10 protein-coding genes, 1 tRNA gene and 2 rRNA genes are annotated in these 21,309 nt (G+C 66.6%); 12 read left to right on the plus strand and 1 reads right to left on the minus strand.

The genetic code is table 11. The features are described 5' to 3' along the window. Positions 1-51: 51 nt before the first annotated feature. The 4 genes from AB5J49_RS34600 (at position 52) to AB5J49_RS34615 (ending at position 4,309) form a co-directional block, all read left to right on the plus strand. Positions 52-3,171 (plus strand): 23S ribosomal RNA (locus tag AB5J49_RS34600). A 94-nt stretch (positions 3,172-3,265) separates the two neighbouring features. Further along, a 5S ribosomal RNA gene (rrf, locus tag AB5J49_RS34605) occupies positions 3,266-3,382 on the plus strand. A gap of 114 nt (positions 3,383-3,496) precedes the next feature. Beyond that, positions 3,497-4,159 (plus strand): DegT/DnrJ/EryC1/StrS family aminotransferase, encoded by a 663-nt coding sequence (locus AB5J49_RS34610; protein ID WP_369175359.1) that lies wholly within the window; start codon positions 3,497-3,499, stop codon positions 4,157-4,159. A 77-nt stretch (positions 4,160-4,236) separates the two neighbouring features. Next, a tRNA-Thr gene (locus AB5J49_RS34615) sits at positions 4,237-4,309 on the plus strand. A 59-nt stretch (positions 4,310-4,368) separates the two neighbouring features. Here AB5J49_RS34615 and AB5J49_RS34620 read toward each other — a convergent pair. Then, positions 4,369-7,119, minus strand: coding sequence for a SpoIIE family protein phosphatase (locus AB5J49_RS34620; RefSeq protein ID WP_369172785.1), 2,751 nt, complete (start codon positions 7,117-7,119; stop codon positions 4,369-4,371). 377 nt (positions 7,120-7,496) lie between these two features. Between AB5J49_RS34620 and AB5J49_RS34625 the strand changes: the two genes are divergently transcribed. The 8 genes from AB5J49_RS34625 to AB5J49_RS34660 all read left to right on the plus strand — a co-directional run bounded on the left by AB5J49_RS34625 (position 7,497) and on the right by AB5J49_RS34660 (position 21,296). Beyond that, complete coding sequence (locus tag AB5J49_RS34625; RefSeq protein WP_369172786.1) at positions 7,497-12,971, plus strand: HAMP domain-containing protein; 5,475 nt, start codon at positions 7,497-7,499, stop codon at positions 12,969-12,971. Between the two features lie 244 nt (positions 12,972-13,215). Then, on the plus strand, positions 13,216-13,896 hold the full coding sequence (locus AB5J49_RS34630; RefSeq protein ID WP_369172787.1) for a two-component system response regulator: 681 nt from the start codon (positions 13,216-13,218) through the stop codon (positions 13,894-13,896). 161 nt (positions 13,897-14,057) lie between these two features. Next, a complete protein-coding gene (locus tag AB5J49_RS34635) occupies positions 14,058-16,799 on the plus strand; it encodes a DNA translocase FtsK (RefSeq protein WP_369172788.1) in 2,742 nt (913 codons plus the stop codon). A 280-nt stretch (positions 16,800-17,079) separates the two neighbouring features. Beyond that, positions 17,080-17,910: a RodZ domain-containing protein gene (locus tag AB5J49_RS34640; RefSeq protein ID WP_274244077.1), complete on the plus strand. Its 831-nt coding sequence runs from the start codon at positions 17,080-17,082 to the stop codon at positions 17,908-17,910. Positions 17,911-18,003: 93 nt separating this feature from the next. After that, complete coding sequence (gene rimO, locus AB5J49_RS34645; protein WP_369172789.1) at positions 18,004-19,485, plus strand: 30S ribosomal protein S12 methylthiotransferase RimO; 1,482 nt, start codon at positions 18,004-18,006, stop codon at positions 19,483-19,485. Then, complete coding sequence (gene pgsA / locus AB5J49_RS34650) at positions 19,482-20,264, plus strand: CDP-diacylglycerol--glycerol-3-phosphate 3-phosphatidyltransferase (protein WP_369172790.1); 783 nt, start codon at positions 19,482-19,484, stop codon at positions 20,262-20,264. Before rimO ends, pgsA begins: the two co-directional genes overlap by 4 nt. After that, complete coding sequence (locus tag AB5J49_RS34655) at positions 20,261-20,806, plus strand: CinA family protein (RefSeq protein ID WP_369172791.1); 546 nt, start codon at positions 20,261-20,263, stop codon at positions 20,804-20,806. Before pgsA ends, AB5J49_RS34655 begins: the two co-directional genes overlap by 4 nt. Before the next feature lie 109 nt (positions 20,807-20,915). Further along, the gene (locus AB5J49_RS34660; RefSeq protein ID WP_019756312.1) at positions 20,916-21,296 is read left to right on the plus strand and encodes a helix-turn-helix domain-containing protein; all 381 of its coding nucleotides are present in this window, start codon (positions 20,916-20,918) and stop codon (positions 21,294-21,296) included. Positions 21,297-21,309 lie beyond the last annotated feature (13 nt).

Raw genomic sequence — 21,309 nt, forward strand, 5'->3', positions numbered from 1 at the left:
ATGGGTGGCTGGTCGTTGTTTGAGAACTGCACAGTGGACGCGAGCATCTGTGGCCAAGTTTTTAAGGGCGCACGGTGGATGCCTTGGCACCAGGAACCGATGAAGGACGTGGGAGGCCACGATAGTCCCCGGGGAGTCGTCAACCAGGCTTTGATCCGGGGGTTTCCGAATGGGGAAACCCGGCAGTCGTCATGGGCTGTCACCCATACCTGAACACATAGGGTATGTGGAGGGAACGCGGGGAAGTGAAACATCTCAGTACCCGCAGGAAGAGAAAACAACCGTGATTCCGGGAGTAGTGGCGAGCGAAACCGGATGAGGCTAAACCGTATACGTGTGAGACCCGGCAGGGGTTGCGTATGCGGGGTTGTGGGATCTCTCTTCTGTTGTCTGCCGGCAACAGGACGAGTCAGAAACCGTTGATGTAGGCGAAGGACATGCGAAAGGTCCGGCGTAGAGGGTAAGACCCCCGTAGTCGAAACGTCAGCGGCTCGTTTGAGAGACACCCAAGTAGCACGGGGCCCGAGAAATCCCGTGTGAATCTGGCGGGACCACCCGCTAAGCCTAAATATTCCCTGGTGACCGATAGCGGATAGTACCGTGAGGGAATGGTGAAAAGTACCGCGGGAGCGGAGTGAAATAGTACCTGAAACCGTGTGCCTACAAGCCGTGGGAGCGTCGGAATGTGCTTGCACATTCTCGTGACTGCGTGCCTTTTGAAGAATGAGCCTGCGAGTTTGCGGTGTGTTGCGAGGTTAACCCGTGTGGGGAAGCCGTAGCGAAAGCGAGTCCGAATAGGGCGATTCAGTAGCGCGCTCAAGACCCGAAGCGGAGTGATCTAGCCATGGGCAGGTTGAAGCGGAGGTAAGACTTCGTGGAGGACCGAACCCACCAGGGTTGAAAACCTGGGGGATGACCTGTGGTTAGGGGTGAAAGGCCAATCAAACTCCGTGATAGCTGGTTCTCCCCGAAATGCATTTAGGTGCAGCGTCGTGTGTTTCTTGCCGGAGGTAGAGCACTGGATAGGCGATGGGCCCTACCGGGTTACTGACCTTAGCCAAACTCCGAATGCCGGTAAGTGAGAGCGCGGCAGTGAGACTGTGGGGGATAAGCTCCATGGTCGAGAGGGAAACAGCCCAGAGCATCGACTAAGGCCCCTAAGCGTACGCTAAGTGGGAAAGGATGTGGAGTCGCAGAGACAACCAGGAGGTTGGCTTAGAAGCAGCCACCCTTGAAAGAGTGCGTAATAGCTCACTGGTCTAGTGATTCCGCGCCGACAATGTAGCGGGGCTCAAGCGTACCGCCGAAGTCGTGTCATTGCGATATGTACCCCCAACGGGGATCGTGATGGGTAGGGGAGCGTCGTGTGCCGGGTGAAGCAGCACCGGAAGGTAGTTGTGGACGGTTCACGAGTGAGAATGCAGGCATGAGTAGCGATTCACACGTGAGAAACGTGTGCGCCGATTGACTAAGGGTTCCTGGGTCAAGCTGATCTGCCCAGGGTAAGTCGGGACCTAAGGCGAGGCCGACAGGCGTAGTCGATGGATAACCGGTTGATATTCCGGTACCCGCTGTGAAGCGTCAAACATTGAATCGGGCGATGCTAAGTCCGTGAAGCCGCCCTGGAGCCTTCGGGCAAAGGGGAGTGGTGGAGCCGACGGACCAGACCTGTAGTAGGTGAGTGATGGGGTGACGCAGGAAGGTAGTCCATCCCGGGCGGTGGTTGTCCCGGGGTAAGGGTGTAGCCCGAGTGGTAGGTAAATCCGCCATTCATACAGGGTGAGACCTGATGCCGAGCCGATTGTGGTGAAGTGGATGATCCTATGCTGTCGAGAAAAGCCTCTAGCGAGTTTCATGGCGGCCCGTACCCTAAACCGACTCAGGTGGTCAGGTAGAGAATACCGAGGCGTTCGGGTGAACTATGGTTAAGGAACTCGGCAAAATGCCCCCGTAACTTCGGGAGAAGGGGGGCCACGCTTGGTGAGAGGACTTGCTCCTCGAGCTGGGGGTGGCCGCAGAGACCAGCGAGAAGCGACTGTTTACTAAAAACACAGGTCCGTGCGAAGCCGTAAGGCGATGTATACGGACTGACGCCTGCCCGGTGCTGGAACGTTAAGGGGACCGGTTAGTCAGGATTCGTCCTGGCGAAGCTGAGAACTTAAGCGCCAGTAAACGGCGGTGGTAACTATAACCATCCTAAGGTAGCGAAATTCCTTGTCGGGTAAGTTCCGACCTGCACGAATGGCGTAACGACTTCTCGACTGTCTCAACCATAGGCCCGGTGAAATTGCACTACGAGTAAAGATGCTCGTTTCGCGCAGCAGGACGGAAAGACCCCGGGACCTTTACTACAGTTTGATATTGGTGTTCGGTTCGGCTTGTGTAGGATAGGTGGGAGACTTTGAAGCGGGCACGCCAGTGTTCGTGGAGTCGCCGTTGAAATACCACTCTGGTCGTGCTGGATGTCTAACCTGGGTCCGTGATCCGGATCAGGGACAGTGTCTGATGGGTAGTTTAACTGGGGCGGTTGCCTCCTAAAGAGTAACGGAGGCGCCCAAAGGTTCCCTCAGCCTGGTTGGCAATCAGGTGTTGAGTGTAAGTGCACAAGGGAGCTTGACTGTGAGACCGACGGGTCGAGCAGGGACGAAAGTCGGGACTAGTGATCCGGCGGTGGCTTGTGGAAGCGCCGTCGCTCAACGGATAAAAGGTACCCCGGGGATAACAGGCTGATCTTCCCCAAGAGTCCATATCGACGGGATGGTTTGGCACCTCGATGTCGGCTCGTCGCATCCTGGGGCTGGAGTCGGTCCCAAGGGTTGGGCTGTTCGCCCATTAAAGCGGTACGCGAGCTGGGTTTAGAACGTCGTGAGACAGTTCGGTCCCTATCCGCTGCGCGCGCAGGAATATTGAGAAGGGCTGTCCCTAGTACGAGAGGACCGGGACGGACGAACCTCTGGTGTGCCAGTTGTTCTGCCAAGGGCATGGCTGGTTGGCTACGTTCGGGAGGGATAACCGCTGAAAGCATCTAAGCGGGAAGCCTGCTTCGAGATGAGTATTCCCACCCACTTGATGGGGTAAGGCTCCCAGTAGACGACTGGGTTGATAGGCCGGATCTGGAAGCACGGTAACGTGTGGAGGTGACCGGTACTAATAGGCCGAGGGCTTGTCCTCAGTTGCTCGCGTCCACTGTGTTGGTTCTGAAACCACGAACAGCCCCATGCCAGGCCACGGTATGGTGCGGCATGGTTCGACAGTTTCATAGTGTTTCGGTGGTTATAGCGTGAGGGAAACGCCCGGTTACATTCCGAACCCGGAAGCTAAGCCTTACAGCGCCGATGGTACTGCAGGGGGGACCCTGTGGGAGAGTAGGACGCCGCCGAACTCCTTTTGATAGGGCTGGACCTGGAACTTCGGTTCCGGGTCCAGCCCTTTTTTGTTGTGCGTCACCTGGAGTTCACGTTCCGCAACCAACATCGCCCGTATGGGTACTGCTGCAATGCTCAGGGCGGCCGGCGTCGGAGTCGGTGACGAGGTTCTCGTACCGGCCTTCGGGAACGTCGAAGTCGCCGAAGCTGTGGTTCTGGCCGGCGCACTGCCGGTCTTCGCCGACATAGACCCGGTGACGTACTGCCTGGATGCCGTGGCTGTCGAGGCCGTCGTCACCCCGCGGACGGCTGCCGTGGTCGCCGTACATCGCTTTGGTCGGTCGGCCGATATCGCGCGGTTGCACCAGCTCGGGCAGCGGCATGGGCTGTTGGTGTTGGAACAGGGTGAGTCCGAGGCTCCGTACGACGAGATCGCTCAGCGCAGGCAGCGGGCCTCCTATCTGGATGCGAAGTTGAAGGGTCTGCAGACGCCTGACAGCGGTGATGGTCACACCTACCAGCAGTACGTCGTGCGGGTGCCCGGCAACGGGCGGCCGGACCGGGACGCCTTCGCTCGGGCCGTGCGGGCCAGGGGAGTTGAGTGCCGGGTGCCCGTGAAGACGCCCGTACATCGACTGCCTGAGTACCGGCGGTGTGTGTCCCTGCCGGAGACCGAGCGGGCTGCTGATGAAACGTTGGCTCTGCCTGTCGACGCCTCTCTGACGAAGCGGGAGATGCAGCGGATCGTGTCGGCCTGCAATGCGCTCGGAGGGCTGCTCCAACCCGCCTTCTGAGCGAGTTTGGGAGCACGGGTGTGTTCGGGGTATGATCTATTCCGTTGCCGCGAGGGAAACTTCGCAAAAGGTGACAGGCCCCTATAGCTCAGTCGGTAGAGCGTCTCCATGGTAAGGAGAAGGTCAACGGTTCGATTCCGTTTGGGGGCTCCGAACAGAAGGCCCCGCCCATTCGGGCGGGGCCTTTCTCATGCCCTCCGAGCTTTCGCTCAGTCCTTGTGGATGCCCGGCACGCGCATTGCCAGGATCGCCATGTCGTCGGACGGTGCGTCCGAAGCGAAGCGTTCGACCGCGCGCATGATGCGGGCCGCCACCGCGCCCGCCGTCAGGCCGGTGCAGGTGGTGAGAACGTCGGTGAGGCCGTCGTCGCCCAGCATGCGGCTGCCTTCGCGGCGTTCGGTGACGCCGTCCGTGACGCACAGGAGGACGTCGCCCGGGTCGAGGGTGACCGTCTGCTCGTAGAGCTCCAGATCCTCCATGACGCCGAGAAGCGGCTGCGGCTCGGCGGCCGGCTCGACCGTGCCGTCCTGGCGCAGGCGGAGCGGGAGCGGGTGGCCGGCGCAGACCACCTTCAACTCGGCGCTGCCGTCCTCCTGGGGCCTCAACTCGCCGTACAGGAGCGTCAGGAAGCGGCTGCGGGCGCCCTCGTCGAGGATCGCGGAGTTCAGGCGCTCCAGGACCGCCGGGCCGCTGAGGCCCTCGCGTGCGAGGAGACGTAGCGCGTGCCGGGCCAGGCCCGTGACCGCGGCGGCGTTCGGGCCCGTACCGCAGACGTCGCCGATGGCGAAGCCGTAGGCGCCGTCGCTGATCGGGAAGAGGTCGTAGAAGTCGCCGCCGACCTCGTTGCCCTCGCCGGCCGCGCGGTAGATGACCTCGACCTCGACGCCGTCGATCTCGGGGAGCTCGGGCGGCAGGAGGCTGCGCTGGAGGGACTGGCTGATGGCCGTGCGCTCGGAGTAGAGGCGGGCGTTGTCCAGGGCCAGGGCGGCTCGGCGGCTCAAGTCCTCGGCCAGTTCCAGGATTTCCTGGCGGAAGTGCTCGTCGGTCGGCTTGCCCAGCGTCAACATGCCGATGACTCGGTTGCGGGCCACCAACGGCAGTACGACCGTCTCGCCGCCCACCGCGGACGCCGTGGCCAGGGTGGGGCCGATGCCCGCGCTGATGCGGCCGATCGGCTCGCCCAGGCCCAGGCTGCGCATGGAGGTGCGCAGGGCCGCCTGGTGGGCCGACTCGGCGGGAGCCGACCAGACGCGCGCGCCGGGGGTGGGGACCGGGTCCGGTGGGGCGATCTTCGACAGCAACGACTTGATGCCGTCGATGAGTTCCTCGTCCTCGTGCAGGACGTACGACAGGTACGGCTCCGAGGCCTGGTCGGCGATCGTGTAGACCGCGCACCAGGTGGCCAGGGTCGGGACCGTCATCTGGGCCATCAGGGCCAGGGTCTGGTCGCGGTCCAGGGTGCCGGCGAGCAGATCGGAGGCTTCGACGAGGAAGCTGAGTGAGCCTCGGCGCAGGCGTTCCAGTTCGCCCAGGCGGGCCGACTCCACCGCCAACGCGATGCGGTCGGCGGCGAACTGCAGACGCAGCGCTTCTTCGTTGGAGTATCTGGCCGGCGCCTCGGCGGCGACGCCGAGCGAGCCGGTGAGGCGGCCCTCGACCTTCAGGGGCACCGTGACGACCGAACGCATGCCGGTGCCGTTCAGGAGCGGCACGGCGCCGGGGACCATGGTGAGGTCCTCGTGGACCGCCGGCATGCGGGCCGACCCGTAGCGGCCGGGACCCGCTTCGACGGGCACGCGCGCGAAGCGCTGGCGGGCGGAGGGCAGGCCGGTCGAGGCACGGACCTCCAGCTCCGTTTCGTCGTCGGTCGCGAGAAGCAGGAACGCGGAGTCGCCGTCGAGCATGTCGCGGGCGCGTTCCACCGTGCGCTGGAGGAGGCCGTCGAGGTCGTCCGGGGCGGGGGAGCCGATGAACACCTCGAAGGGGTCGGTGCTCTGGCCCTCGGAGGTGGTGGACGTGTCGGAGGCCGGTACGCGCAACGGGGTCTGCAGGACGGCGCGTTCGTGGTCCCGGACCAGGAGGCAGACCGTGGAGGGTTCGCCGCCTGTGTCGCGGACGCGGAGGTGGGAGGCGTACACCGGTGTGACGCGGCCGTTGGCGCCCCTTATGCCGTAGCTGCCTTCCCAGCGGGAGAGTTGGAGCGCTTCAGCGATACCGGTGCTGGTGCCCGGCGTGTGCGGCCAGGCCGCGAGGTCGGTCAGGGGCTTGCCGGTGACCTGCTCGGCCGCATAGCCGAAGAGATCCTCAGCGTCCTCGTTCCAGGACGAGATGGCGCCCGTACGGTCGATCTGGACCACCGCGACGCGGACGCGGCCGTCGGCGAGCGGGAGGAGGTCGGAGGGGAGCGACGGGCCGGCCGCGCGGGTGCCCACCGGGCGTTCGGGGAGGTCGAGTTGGAACCAGACCTGCTTGTGGGTGGGCGTGTACTCGACGCCCCAGCAGGCGGCCAGGGCAGCGCACAGCTGGAGGCCGCGGCCGCCCTCGCGGTCGGGGCTGCCCATGTTGACGGGCGAGCCCTGGAGCGGAATCTCCCGCTCCGGATACCGGTCGCCCACCTCGATCCGTACGCCGTCGTCACTGCGCAGGCACAGAACGTCCGCGGACGTACCCGCGTGTACGACGGCGTTCGTCACCAGCTCGCTGGTGAGCACCACCGCGTCGTCGACGATGTCGGCGAAGCCCCAGCCCTGGAGTGTGTCGCGGACGAAGGAGCGGGCGCTCGCAACTGATCGCCCGACGGGATCGAAGCTGGCTGCCGCGCGCGCGGTGATCACAGAACTCCTCGTCCGGTTGTCGACGTGCAGGGCTCCGTGGCCGAGCAGGTCGCGCCGCTGATGCGGCATGTACGCGCCCGTCGGCCGGTCCGGGGATGGTCCCCCCGGGATCAGTCCGGTGGTCATGTCCGCCTGCCCCTCCGATGCCCGCTCGTGCTCCTCCTGCCACCGCCCAGGCCGGACGGACCGGCGCGGCTGGACAGCCGCATGCAAGGTTACTTACCTTCGACGGCCATGCGGATGCCGGTCTGCAGTGTTTCCGTCCGGAGGGTGTGCGGACGATGTGCGAAGCTGCCGAACTGTTATGGCCGGGTTCAGCCAGGGTGAAACACTGGGCAAGCTTCTTGTGAAGGTCCGGGCAGGCTGAGTGTCATTCGCGTTCTGCGGGCAGCAGCACGTGGTGTGGCCTGGTATATCCGGCAGGAATGCCCAGCAGCAACGGGTACGCCGAGCAGTAGAACCCGAACACAGCAGTAACGGTCGACCCCTGCGGGAGGGACACAGTGGAGTCTGGCGCAGCGACGCGGGGCACTAAGACGCGCGCGAAAGGCGGACAGTCCCTGAAGAACGAGCGCAAACCACGCAACGGGACCACCGCGGTGGATACGGCTGCCCTGAACAGGCTGATGGCGGCCCTGGTGTCGATGCGCGACGGGAACTTCCGGAAGCGGCTCACGGTGTCCGGGGACGGCGTGATGTCCGAGATTGCCGCGGTCTTCAATGAGGTGGCCGACCGCAATCTCCACTTGACGGGTGAGTTGTCGCGGGTGCGGCGCATGGTGGGCCGTGAGGGCAAGCTCACGGAACGGCTGGAGACAGGCGCCTGTGAGGGTTCCTGGGCGGCCGCCGTCGACAACTCCAACGCCTTGGTGGACGACCTCGTGCGGCCCGTCTCCGAGGTCGGCCGGGTGCTGTCCGCGGTGGCCGAGGGTGATCTGTCGCCGCGCATGGAGCTGCGGACGCAGGCGCCGGACGGGACCGGGCATCCGCTGCGGGGGGAGTTCCTCAAGGTCGGGCGGACTGTAAACAACCTTGTCGATCAGCTGTCGACGTTCACCGACGAGGTCACGCGTGTGGCCAGCGAGGTGGGCACCGAGGGCAAGCTCGGCGGGCAGGCGCGCGTGCGTGGCATGTCGGGTTCGTGGAAGGACCTCACGGACTCCGTCAACACGATGGCGTACCGGCTGACTGCCCAGGTGAGGGACATCGCGCTGGTGACCACGGCGGTCGCCAAGGGTGATCTGTCGCGGAAGGTCACTGTTCATGTGGCCGGCGAGATGCTGGAGCTCAAGAACACCGTCAACACGATGGTGGACCAGCTGTCGTCGTTCTCCTCCGAGGTGACGCGAGTCGCGCGCGAGGTGGGTACCGAGGGCGAGCTCGGCGGGCAGGCGCAGGTGCCGGGTGTGGCCGGTGTGTGGAAGGACCTCACCGATTCGGTGAACCTCATGGCCGGCAACCTGACCGCGCAGGTGCGAGGAATCGCACAGGTGACCACCGCGGTCGCCAACGGTGACCTGTCGCAAAAGGTCACCGTGTCGGCACGCGGGGAGGTCGCGCAGCTCGCGGACACGATCAACCAGATGACCGAGACGCTGCGGATCTTCGCGGACGAGGTCACGCGCGTGGCCAACGAGGTCGGTGCGGCCGGGCAGCTGGGCGGTCAGGCGAATGTGCCGGGTGCGGCCGGTACCTGGAAGGACCTGACGGACTCCGTCAACACGGTGTTCCGCAATCTCACCATTCAGGTGAGGGACATCGCCGCCGTGACAACGGCCGTGGCCAATGGTGATCTCTCCCAGAAGGTCACGGTCAACGTGGCCGGCGAGATGCTCGAGCTGAAGAACACCGTCAACGGCATGGTCGATCAGCTGTCGTCCTTCGGTTCCGAGGTCACGCGTGTCGCGCGTGAGGTCGGTGTCGAAGGTGAGCTCGGCGGGCAGGCGCAGGTGCCGGGTGCGGCGGGGACGTGGAAGGACCTGACGGACTCCGTCAACACCGCGTTCCGGAATCTCACCGGACAGGTGAGGAACATCGCCCAGGTCACGACGGCGGTGGCCAACGGCGACCTGTCGCAGAAGGTCACCGTGGACGTCTCCGGCGAGATGCTCCAGCTGAAGAACACCGTGAACACGATGGTGGACCAGCTGTCGTCCTTCGCCGACCAGGTGACGCGGATGGCCCGGGACGTGGGCACGGAGGGCCGGCTGGGCGGTCAGGCGGTCGTGCCGGGTGTGGCCGGTACGTGGAAGGAGCTCACCGACTCCGTCAACGGAATGGCAGGAAACCTCACCGCCCAGGTGCGCAACATCGCCCAGGTGACCACTGCGGTGGCCCGCGGCGACCTGTCCCAGAAGATCGACGTCGATGCCCGCGGCGAGATCCTGGAGCTGAAGAACACCATCAACACGATGGTCGACCAGCTCTCGGGCTTCGCCGACCAGGTGACCCGGGTCGCCCGCGAGGTGGGCACCGAGGGCCGTCTCGGCGGTCAGGCGCAGGTGCCCGGCGTCGCCGGTGTGTGGCGGGACCTGACCGACTCCGTGAACGGAATGGCAGGAAACCTTACGGCGCAGGTGCGGAACATCGCCCAGGTCGCCACGGCGGTCGCCCGGGGTGACCTGTCGCAGAAGATCACCGTGGACGCGCGCGGTGAGATCCTGGAGCTCAAGAACACGCTGAACACGATGGTCGACCAGCTGTCGTCGTTCGCGGAGGAGGTCACCAGGGTCGCCCGCGAGGTGGGTACGGAGGGCCAGCTCGGCGGTCAGGCCGAGGTGCAGGGCGTCTCCGGCACCTGGAAGGACCTCACGCAGTCCGTGAACTTCATGGCGAACAACCTGACCATCCAGGTGCGTCAGATCGCCGAGGTCACGACCGCGGTCGCCAAGGGTGACCTGTCGAAGAAGATCACCGTTGACGCGAGGGGCGAGATCCTCGAGCTCGTCACGACCGTCAACACGATGGTCGACCAGCTGTCCAGCTTCGCCGAGCAGGTGACCCGGGTGGCCCGCGAGGTGGGCACCGAGGGCATCCTGGGCGGCCAGGCGCATGTGCCCGGCGTCACGGGCATCTGGAAGGACCTGAGCGGCAACGTCAACCTGATGGCCAAGAACCTGACCATGCAGGTGCGGAACATCTCCCAGGTCGCGGCGGCCGTCGCCAACGGCGACCTGACGCGGACGGTGACGATCGAGGCGCGCGGCGAGGTCGCTCAGCTCGCCGACACGTTCAACACCATGGTGAAGACGCTGAGTTCGTTCGCCGACCAGGTCACCAAGGTGGCCCGCGAGGTGGGCACGGACGGCATCCTCGGTGGTCAGGCGCATGTGCCGGGTGTGGCGGGCACATGGAAGGACCTCACCGAGTCCGTGAACCAGATGGCGTCCAACCTGACCGGTCAGGTGCGCAACATCGCCCTGGTCACGACCGCCATCGCCAAGGGCGACCTCTCCAAGAAGATCGACATTGACGCTCGCGGCGAGATCCTCGAACTCAAGACGACGATCAACACGATGGTCGACCAGCTGTCGTCCTTCGCCGAGGAGGTCACCCGAGTCGCCCGCGAGGTGGGCACGGAAGGACAGCTCGGCGGCCAGGCACGCGTGCGTGACGTCGACGGAACCTGGCGCGACCTCACCGAGTCCGTGAACGAAATGGCAGGAAACCTTACTCGGCAGGTGCGTGCCATCGCGCGCGTGGCGACCGCGGTGACCCGCGGTGACCTGAACCTGAAGATCGACGTCGACGCGTCCGGCGAGATCCAGGAACTGCAGGACTACATCAACAAGATGATCGCCAACCTGCGCGACACCACGATCGCCAACAAGGAACAGGACTGGCTCAAGGGCAACCTCGCCCGTATCTCCGCCCTGATGCAGGGCCGACGCGACCTGGAGGACGTGGCCTCGCTGATCATGAGCGAGCTGACGCCGGTGGTGACGGCACAGCACGGCGCGTTCTTCGTCGCGATGCCGCTCCTCGACGGCAAGGACATGAGCGCCGAGGCCGAGGACCAGTACGAGCTGCGGATGCTCGGGTCGTACGGCTACTCGATGGGCTCCATGCCGACGTCCTTCCGGCCGGGTGAGGCGCTCATCGGGACGGCCGCCGAGGAGAAGCGCACGATCCTGGTGGAGAACGCGCCCAGCGGCTACCTGAAGATCTCCTCCGGGCTCGGGGAGGCCCCGCCGGCGCAGGTGATCGTCCTTCCGGTGCTGTTCGAGGGCAAGGTGCTCGGCGTGATCGAGCTGGCGTCCTTCACGCCGTTCACGCAGATCCAGAAGGACTTCCTCAACCAGATCGCCGAGATGATCGCGACCAGCGTCAACACCATCTCCGTCAACACCAAGACCGAGGTGCTGCTGAAGCAGTCGCAGGAGCTCACCGAGCAACTCCGTGAGCGGTCGGCCGAGTTGGAGAACCGGCAGAAGGCCCTCCAGGCGTCCAACGCCGAACTGGAGGAGAAGGCCGAGCTGCTGGCCCAGCAGAACCGCGACATCGAGGTGAAGAACACCGAGATCGAGGAGGCGCGGCAGGTCCTGGAGGAGCGCGCCGAGCAGCTCGCGGTGTCCATGCGCTACAAGAGCGAGTTCCTCGCCAACATGTCGCACGAGCTGCGTACACCGCTCAACTCGCTGCTGATCCTGGCAAAGCTGCTCGCCGACAACGCCGAGGGCAACCTCTCCCCGAAGCAGGTGGAGTTCGCCGAGACCATCCACGGCGCCGGTTCCGACCTGCTCCAGCTGATCAACGACATCCTCGACCTGTCGAAGGTCGAGGCGGGCAAGATGGACGTCTCCCCGACGCGTATCGCGCTCGTCCAGCTCGTCGACTATGTGGAGGCCACCTTCCGGCCGCTGACCGCGGAGAAGGGCCTGGACCTGTCCGTACGGGTCTCGCCGGAGCTGCCCGCCACGCTGCACACCGACGAACAGCGGCTCCTGCAGGTGCTGCGCAACCTGTTGTCCAACGCGGTGAAGTTCACCGACTCCGGATCGGTCGAGCTGGTCATCCGGCCGGCCAGCGCGGACGTACCGATGAAGATCCGGGAGCAGCTGCTGGAGGCCGGTTCGCTGACCGAGGCGGACGCGCCGCTGATCGCGTTCTCCGTGACCGACACCGGGATCGGGATCGCGGCCAGCAAGATGCGGGTGATCTTCGAGGCGTTCAAGCAGGCGGACGGCACGACCAGCCGCAAGTACGGCGGTACGGGGCTGGGGCTGTCCATCTCGCGGGAGATCGCGCAGCTGCTCGGCGGCGAGATCCATGCGCAGAGCGAGCCGGGACGCGGCTCGACGTTCACGCTGTATTTGCCGCTGCACCCGAGCGAACTGCCCCCGCACGGCTACCAGCAGCAGCTGCCGGCCCTCGACGCCGGCGCCCTGGTGGCATCGGCGGCCGAGCTGGCGGAGCTGGCCGAGGTGGAGATCGAGACGCCGGCCGAGGTGAGGTCGTACCGGGAGACGCAGAACGGCGCCGCCGCGCTCTTCAGGCGCCGCCGCAGGGCCGCGAGCGAGCTCGAACAGCGGCCTGTGCAGCAGGAACAGTGGTCGGCGGCGGAGCAGAACACGGCGCCGCAGCCGCGCCGGGGCATCCGCTTCGGCGGCGAGAAGGTGCTGATCGTCGACGACGACATCCGCAACGTCTTCGCGCTGACCAGTGTCCTCGAGCAGCACGGCCTGTCCGTGCTGTACGCCGAGAACGGCCGTGAGGGCATCGAGGTCCTGGAGCAGCACGACGACGTGGCAGTCGTCCTGATGGACATCATGATGCCCGAGATGGACGGGTACGCGACGACCACGGCGATCCGCAGGATGCCGCAGTTCGCCGGGCTCCCGATCATCGCGCTGACCGCCAAGGCGATGAAGGGCGACCGGGAGAAGGCGATCGAGTCGGGCGCTTCCGATTACGTCACGAAGCCGGTCGACCCCGATCATCTGCTGGCGGTCATGGATCAGTGGATGAGGGAGCAGTGACAGGAACCAACAGTGTTCACGCGGAGTTGCTGACTCAGTGTGCTCGAAGCTGTGTAGAAGTGCGGGATTGGGGGAACCTTCTGGTCTCCCGCTGCGTTTCTGCTACGTGCACAGTGACATCGCGGTGACAGGGTGTGGCGACAGGCGGGGTGCGGCTACGATGACCGGCACGAGGGCGGGCGGCGTAAGGGAGTCGTCCCCTGGGGCGGAGCCCGGTGCACTGCCGGGGCGAGGAGGGCGGGCCATGGTGCAGAAGGCCAAGATCCTCCTGGTCGATGACCGGCCGGAGAATCTGCTGGCGCTGGAGGCGATCCTCTCTGCGCTCGATCAGACCCTGGTGCGGGCATCGTCCGGGGAGGAAGCGCTCAAGGCACTGCTGACGGACGACTTCGCGGTCATTCTGCTGGACGTCCAGATGCCGGGAATGGACGGTTTCGAAACCGCGGCGCACATCAAGCGGCGGGAACGGACCCGGGACATCCCGATCATCTTCCTCACCGCGATCAACCACGGCCCGCATCACACGTTCCGTGGCTACGCGGCGGGCGCGGTGGACTACATCTCCAAGCCGTTTGACCCGTGGGTGCTGCGGGCGAAGGTCTCCGTGTTCGTCGAGCTGTACATGAAGAACTGTCAGCTGCGCGAGCAGGCGGCGCTGCTGCGGCTCCAGTTGGAGGGCGGCGGCAAGGCCGCGGACGGGGACGCGAAGGAGCCGGCGGGCCTGCTCGCCGAGCTGTCGGCGCGGCTCGCCGCGGTCGAGGAGCAGGCCGAGGCGCTGTCCAAGCAGCTTGACGACGAGTCGGCGGACGCGGCGGCGGTGGCCACGGCGGCTCATCTCGAACGCAAACTCACGGGATTGCGGCGGGCACTGGACGCCCTGGAGCCGGGCACGGGGAGCGCCTCCTCGGTGCCCTCGCAGAACTGACGTCGCGGTGGCCCGCGTTGGCCGGCGAGCGGCGCCGAGCCGTCCTGGGCGTTACCGGTCCGTGAATCGGCGTCAGTCCACCGCCTCCACAAGCGCGACACGAACGGGTGAAGCAGTGGGCACACGTGTCCGCTGCTTCCTCCACCGGTAACCTCACACCCATGGCCTCACGTCCCTCCGCAGCCAAGAAGCCGCCCGCGAAGAAGGCGGCCGCTTCCGCGAAGGCTCCGGCGAAGAAGGCCGCTGCCAAGAAAGCCCCCGCGAAGAAGGCGCCGGCCAAGAAGGCCGCGGCGAAGAAAGCCGCGCCCGCACCCAAGCCGGCGCCGAACCCGACCGGGGGTATCTACCGGCTCGTGCGCGCCGTCTGGCTCGGGCTCGCGCACGCGGTCGGCGCGGTGTTCCGGGGCATAGGGCAGGGTGCGAAGAACCTCGACCCCGCCCATCGCAAGGACGGCATCGCGCTCTTGCTCCTCGGACTCGGGCTGATCGTCGCGGCCGGTACCTGGTCCAATCTGCGCGGCCCCGTCGGTGATCTCGTCGAGATCATCGTGACCGGCGCGTTCGGCCGACTCGACCTGCTCGTGCCGATACTGCTCGCGGTCATCGCCGTACGGTTCATCCGGCACCCCGAGAAGCCCGAGGCCAACGGCCGCATCGTCATCGGGCTGTCCGCGCTCGTCGTCGGCGTGCTCGGCCAGGTCCACATCGCCGTCGGCTCGCCCGCCCGCAGCGACGGCATGCAGGCCATAAGGGACGCGGGCGGACTCATCGGCTGGGGCGCGGCGACCCCGCTGACGTACACCATGGGCGAGGTTCTCGCCGTACCGCTGCTCGTGCTGCTCACGATCTTCGGGCTGCTGGTTGTCACAGCCACCCCGGTCAACGCCATTCCGCAGCGGCTGCGGCAGCTGGGTGTGAAGCTCGGCATCCTGCCCGACCCCGACGAGGACGACGGCTACATCGAGGACGAGCAGCGCTACGACGATCAGTGGCGCGAGGCGCTGCCCGCGTCGCGCGGCCGTAGGCGCACTCCGGCCCCCGAGGCGTACGACCCCGACAGCGCCGAGCAGGAGGCCCTCTCGCGGCGTCGCGGCCGCCCGAGGCGCTCCGCGGTGCCGCAGCCCGAGATGGACCGTCCCATGGACGCTGTGGACGTCGCGGCGGCCGCAGCTGCCGCGCTCGACGGCGCCGTCCTGCACGGGATGCCGCCCTCGCCGATCGTCGCCGACCTGACCCAGGGCGTGAGCGTGGGCGACCGGGCGGAGACCACCCCGGTGCCGACGCCCGTCCCTGCCGCGCGACCCAAGCAGGAGAAGCTCCCCAAGACCGAGGTCCCGGATCTCACCAAGGCCGAGGTCCCGGATCTCACCAAGTCGGCGCCCGACGAGATGCGGGACCTGCCGCAGCGTGCCGAACAGCTCCAGCTGTCCGGCGACATCACGTACTCGCTCCCGTCGCTCGACCTCCTTGAGCGTGGCGGTCCCGGCAAGTCGCGCAGCGCTGCCAACGACGCGATCGTCGAATCGCTGACCACCGTCTTCTCCGAGTTCAAGGTCGACGCCCGCGTCACCGGCTTCACGCGCGGGCCGACGGTCACGCGCTACGAGGTCGAGCTCGGCCCCGCCGTGAAGGTCGAGCGGATCACCGCGCTGACGAAGAACATCGCGTACGCGGTCGCCAGCCCGGACGTGCGGATCATCAGCCCGATCCCCGGCAAGTCCGCGGTCGGCATCGAGATCCCGAACACCGACCGCGAGATGGTCAACCTGGGCGACGTGCTGCGCCTCGCGGCCGCCGCCGAGGACGACCACCCGATGCTGGTCGCGCTCGGCAAGGACGTCGAGGGCGGCTACGTGATGGCCAACATGGCGAAGATGCCGCATGTGCTGGTTGCCGGTGCGACCGGTTCCGGTAAGTCGTCGTGCATTAACTGCTTGATCACTTCGGTCATGATGCGGGCGACCCCGGAGGACGTCCGCATGGTGCTGGTCGACCCCAAGCGCGTCGAGCTCACCGCGTACGAGGGCATTCCGCACCTGATCACGCCGATCATCACCAACCCGAAGCGGGCCGCCGAGGCCCTCCAGTGGGTCGTGCGGGAGATGGACCTTCGGTACGACGACCTGGCGGCGTTCGGCTACCGGCACATCGACGACTTCAACGAAGCCGTGCGCAACGGCAAGGCGAAGGCGCCGGAGGGCAGTGAGCGTGAGCTCCAGCCGTACCCCTACCTGCTGGTGATCGTCGACGAGCTCGCCGACCTGATGATGGTCGCCCCGCGCGACGTCGAGGACGCGATCGTGCGCATCACGCAGCTCGCGCGCGCGGCCGGCATCCACCTGGTGCTCGCCACGCAGCGGCCGTCCGTCGACGTCGTCACCGGTCTCATCAAGGCGAACGTCCCCTCACGGCTCGCCTTCGCCACGTCGTCGCTCGCGGACTCGCGCGTCATCCTCGACCAGCCCGGTGCCGAGAAGCTGATCGGCAAGGGCGACGGGCTGTTCCTGCCGATGGGGGCGAACAAGCCGACGCGTATGCAGGGTGCCTTCGTGACCGAGGAGGAGGTCGCGGCCGTCGTCCAGCACTGCAAGGACCAGATGGCGCCCGTCTTCCGGGACGACGTCACGGTGGGCACCAAGCAGAAGAGGGAGATCGACGAGGAGATCGGCGACGACCTCGATCTGCTGTGCCAGGCGGCCGAGCTGGTGGTCTCCACGCAGTTCGGGTCGACGTCGATGCTGCAGCGCAAGCTGCGGGTCGGGTTCGCCAAGGCCGGGCGGCTGATGGACCTCATGGAGTCGCGGGGCATCGTCGGACCGAGCGAGGGTTCCAAGGCTCGTGACGTTCTTGTGAAACCTGATGAGCTGGACGGCGTGCTGGCCGTGATCCGCGGGGAGGCTTAAAGGGAGTCCGGGTGGAAACGGGACGCAGAGGTCGCCTTGCGAACGGGTGAGTGATGAGTCGATGTTCGATTGTGACTCACCCGTAAGGGATCATTGGGCAACCGTTCCCCTTCGGCGTACGTCAAGTTGAGGGAAGCGCGAGAATCTCGTACCCCGTCATCGGCGTGTCCGGCCATTCCGATGGCGTACAAAGTCCCACCGCCCGGTTGCCCCACCCTTTCGTACCCCCCATAGACTGAACCTCCAGCACAGGTGGCTTAAACGCTCGAAAGGCGCCCCCGTGTCCATCGGCAACTCCCCTGAAGACGAGCGTCCGTTCGAAGACGTGTCCGAGGAAGCCCGCCCCTCGATCGGCCGTGCCCTCCAGCAGGCGCGCATCGATGCAGGGCTGACCGTCGACGACGTCAGTAATGCCACCCGGGTCCGCATCGCCATCGTGCATGCCATTGAGGCGGAAAACTTCGCTGCCTGTGGCGGCGACGTGTACGCCCGAGGCCACATCCGGACCCTGGCCAAGGCCGTCCACCTCGACCCGGCCCCGCTTCTCGCCCAGTACGACGCCTCGCACGGCGGACGACCGGCGCCGACCCCGGCTGCACCCCTGTTCGAGGCGGAGCGCATTCGCCCCGAACGGCGCGGGCCCAACTGGACCGCGGCCATGGTCGCCGCGATCGTCGCCGTGGTCGGGTTCGTCGGGTTCACCGCGGTCAAGGGCGAGGACGGGGGCGGCAAGTCGTCGGTCGCCGAGGGCGGCTCGACGCCGACGGCCGACAAGACCACGCCCACCCCGAAGACCGACAAGCCCAAGGACCCGAAGCCGTCGGACAGCGCCATCGCCGCCGTCCCGCAGGACAAGGTGACCGTCCAGGTCAGCGCCGCCGACGGCAGGAGCTGGGTCGGTGTCAAGGACCACAACGGCAAGCTGCTCTTCGACGGACTCCTCAAGCAGGGCGACTCCAAGACCTTCCAGGACGGCGAGAAGATCAACCTCGTCCTCGGTGACGCGGGTGCGATCGATCTGTACGTCAACGGCAAGAAGATCGAGGACGACTGGCAGCCGGGCGCCGTGGAGCGCCTCACCTACACGAAGGGCGACCCGCAGGCCGGATAAGTCCGGCTGAAGGGTTGAGCACGGACGGGGTTGGCCAAGATCGGCCAACCCCGTCGACGTGGGCTGTCAGTGAGACAAAGTAGTCTTGAGCGCATGTCTGAACGCCGTACCGTCGCACTCGTCACTCTTGGCTGCGCCCGTAACGAGGTGGACTCGGAGGAGCTCGCAGGCCGCTTGGAGGCGGACGGCTGGGACCTCGTGGGGGACGCCGGGGACGCGGATGTCGCCGTCGTCAACACGTGCGGCTTCGTCGACGCCGCCAAGAAGGACTCCGTCGACGCCCTCCTGGAGGCCAACGACCTCAAGGGGCATGGGAGAACCCAGGCCGTGGTGGCGGTGGGCTGCATGGCCGAGCGGTACGGCAAGGAGCTCGCCGAGGCCCTCCCCGAGGCCGACGGCGTGCTCGGCTTCGACGACTACGCCGACATCTCGGACCGCCTGCAGACCATCCTGAACGGCGGCATCCACGCCTCCCACACCCCGCGCGACCGGCGCAAGCTGCTGCCGATCAGTCCGGCCGAGCGGCAGGAGTCCGCCGGCGCGGTCGCGCTCCCCGGGCACGCGCCCGTGGATCTTCCGGAAGGGCTCGCTCCGGCCTCCGGCCCCCGCGCGCCGCTGCGCCGCCGTCTCGACGGTGCGCCGGTCGCCTCGGTGAAGCTCGCCTCCGGCTGCGACCGGCGGTGCTCCTTCTGCGCCATCCCGTCCTTCCGTGGCTCCTTCATCTCGCGCCGCCCGAGCGACGTGCTGAACGAGACGCGGTGGCTCGCCGAGCAGGGCGTCAAGGAGATCATGCTGGTCTCCGAGAACAACACGTCCTACGGCAAGGACCTGGGCGACATCCGCCTGCTGGAGTCGCTCCTGCCGGAGCTGGCGGAGGTCGACGGGATCGAGCGTGTCCGCGTCAGCTACCTCCAGCCCGCCGAGATGCGGCCCGGCCTCATCGATGTGCTGACCTCGACGCCGAAGATCGCCCCGTACTTCGACCTGTCCTTCCAGCACTCCGCGCCCGACGTGCTGCGCGCGATGCGCCGCTTCGGCGACACCGACCGCTTCCTGGAGCTGCTCGACACCATCCGGGGCAAGGCTCCCCAGGCGGGCGTGCGCTCCAACTTCATCGTGGGCTTCCCCGGCGAGACCGAGGCGGACCTGGCCGAGCTGGAGCGGTTCCTGAACGGCGCTCGGCTGGATGCCATCGGTGTCTTCGGGTACTCCGACGAGGACGGCACGGAGGCCGCGACGTACGACGACAAGCTCGACGAGGACGTCGTCGCCGAGCGTCTGGCACGTGTCTCCCGGCTGGCGGAGGAACTCGTCTCGCAGCGGGCCGAGGAGCGCGTCGGGGAGACCGTGCACGTGCTCGTCGAGGCGGTCGGCTCCGAGGACTCGGCGGACGGCGCGTACGGCCGCGGCGCGCACCAGGCGCCGGAGACGGACGGCCAGGTGCTGCTCACGAGCGGCGAAGGGCTGAGCATCGGTCGTATGGTCGAGGCGAAGGTGGTCGGTACGGAAGGTGTCGACCTGGTGGCCGAGCCGCTGCAGGGCACGCTCGCGTGTAGTGAGGAGGCGGGCAGATGACCGGAGTTCCGGCGTCCGCCGCGGGTGGTTCCTCGCAGGCGGGCGCGGCGGGCAAGGCGAGCGCGGTGGGTTCGTCCAAGGCCGCCGGCTCGAACAAGGCCGCCGGTTCGAAGACCGGCGGCGCCGAAGCCGGTACCTCGGGCGATACGAAGCCCGCGCGCGGCGGGAAGATCGCGGCCGCGGCCGTCAACCAGGCCAGCGTCTGGAACATCGCCAACCTCCTGACCATGCTCCGGCTGGTCCTCGTGCCCGCGTTCGTCGCACTGATGCTGACTGACGGCGGATACGACCCGGCGTGGCGCTCGCTCGCCTGGGCGGCCTTCGCCATCGCCATGATCACCGACCTGTTCGATGGCCATCTGGCCCGGACGTACGACCTCGTCACCGACTTCGGGAAGATCGCCGATCCCATCGCCGACAAGGCGATCATGGGCGCGGCGCTGATCTGTCTGTCCGCTCTGGGCGATCTGCCGTGGTGGGTGACGGGCATCATCCTCGGCCGGGAACTCGGGATCACGCTGCTGCGTTTCATCGTCATCCGGTACGGCGTCATCCCCGCGAGCCGCGGCGGCAAGCTCAAGACCCTCACGCAGGGCGTGGCCGTAGGGATGTACATCCTGGCGCTGACGGGGTGGCTGGCCACTCTGAGGTTCTGGGTGATGGCTGCGGCGGTCGTTCTGACCGTGGTGACCGGACTCGACTATGTGAGACAAGCCATTGTGCTGCGCAGGCAGGGAATCGCCGAGCGCCAGGCCGCGTTGGAGGAGACGGAAGCGTGAGTTCCCGGGCCGCCGACGTCGTGCGACTACTCACAGTGAAGGGTGAGACGCTCGCTGTCGCCGAGTCACTGACGGGCGGACTGGTCGCAGCGGAGATCACAGCCGTCCCTGGAGCCTCTCAGGCCTTTCGGGGGTCGGTGACCGCCTACGCCACCGAGCTGAAGCACCGTCTGCTCGACGTCGACGCCACCTTGCTGGAGCAGCACGGCGCGGTGAATCCGCAGGTCGCGGTAGAGATGGCGGCCGGCGTACGGAAGGCCCTGGGGGCCGACTGGGGCATCGCGACGACTGGCGTCGCGGGGCCCGAGGCGCAGGACGGACAGCCCGTAGGGACGGTTTTCGTGGCCGTGGACGGGCCCGTCGGCCCTGGTTCCGGTTCTGCCGGTGGCGGAAAAGTGGAGGCCCTGCGGTTGAACGGCGACCGCGCGGAAATTCGTATGGAGAGTGTACGGAGCGTACTCGCACTGCTCCTGACGGAGCTTGCCAGCGAACACACTGGGAATGAGCGGGCACAGGATACGGAACAGAACGGGGGGTTTTGATGTTTGCAGCCCTTAGTGAACACGACATCGCTCCCCGCACGGCCGCGGCGCAAGGCGGTACGGTGGGGCGTGAAGGATGCGGCTACGCGGTCCGAGGAGGGAGCCACCGATGATTCTGCTCCGTCGCCTGCTGGGTGACGTGCTGCGTCGGCAGCGCCAGCGCCAGGGCCGTACTCTGCGCGAAGTCTCCTCGTCCGCCCGAGTCTCACTCGGCTATCTCTCCGAGGTGGAGCGGGGGCAGAAGGAGGCTTCCTCCGAGCTGCTCGCCGCGATCTGCGACGCGCTGGACGTACGGATGTCCGAGCTCATGCGCGAAGTGAGCGACGAACTCGCCCTCGCCGAACTGGCCCAGTCTGCAGCGGCCACCCCCAGCGAGCCTGTACCCACGTCGGTGCGACCGATGCTGGGTTCCGTGTCGGTGACCGGTGTGCCACCGGAACGGGTGACCATCAAGGCGCCTTCCGAGGCGGTGGACGTGGTCGCCGCGTGACGGTGACGCCGAC

This window comes from Streptomyces sp. R28 (assembly GCF_041052385.1).
Classification (GTDB): domain Bacteria; phylum Actinomycetota; class Actinomycetes; order Streptomycetales; family Streptomycetaceae; genus Streptomyces.

Coding starts and splice junctions, on each gene's coding strand:
- AB5J49_RS34610 (WP_369175359.1), top strand. CDS start 3,497: ATGCTCAGGGCGGCCGGCGTCGGAGTCGGTGACGAGGTTCTCGTACCG.
- AB5J49_RS34620 (WP_369172785.1), bottom strand. CDS start 7,119: ATGACCACCGGACTGATCCCGGGGGGACCATCCCCGGACCGGCCGACG.
- AB5J49_RS34630 (WP_369172787.1), top strand. CDS start 13,216: ATGGTGCAGAAGGCCAAGATCCTCCTGGTCGATGACCGGCCGGAGAAT.
- AB5J49_RS34635 (WP_369172788.1), top strand. CDS start 14,058: ATGGCCTCACGTCCCTCCGCAGCCAAGAAGCCGCCCGCGAAGAAGGCG.
- rimO (WP_369172789.1), top strand. CDS start 18,004: ATGTCTGAACGCCGTACCGTCGCACTCGTCACTCTTGGCTGCGCCCGT.
- pgsA (WP_369172790.1), top strand. CDS start 19,482: ATGACCGGAGTTCCGGCGTCCGCCGCGGGTGGTTCCTCGCAGGCGGGC.
- AB5J49_RS34660 (WP_019756312.1), top strand. CDS start 20,916: ATGATTCTGCTCCGTCGCCTGCTGGGTGACGTGCTGCGTCGGCAGCGC.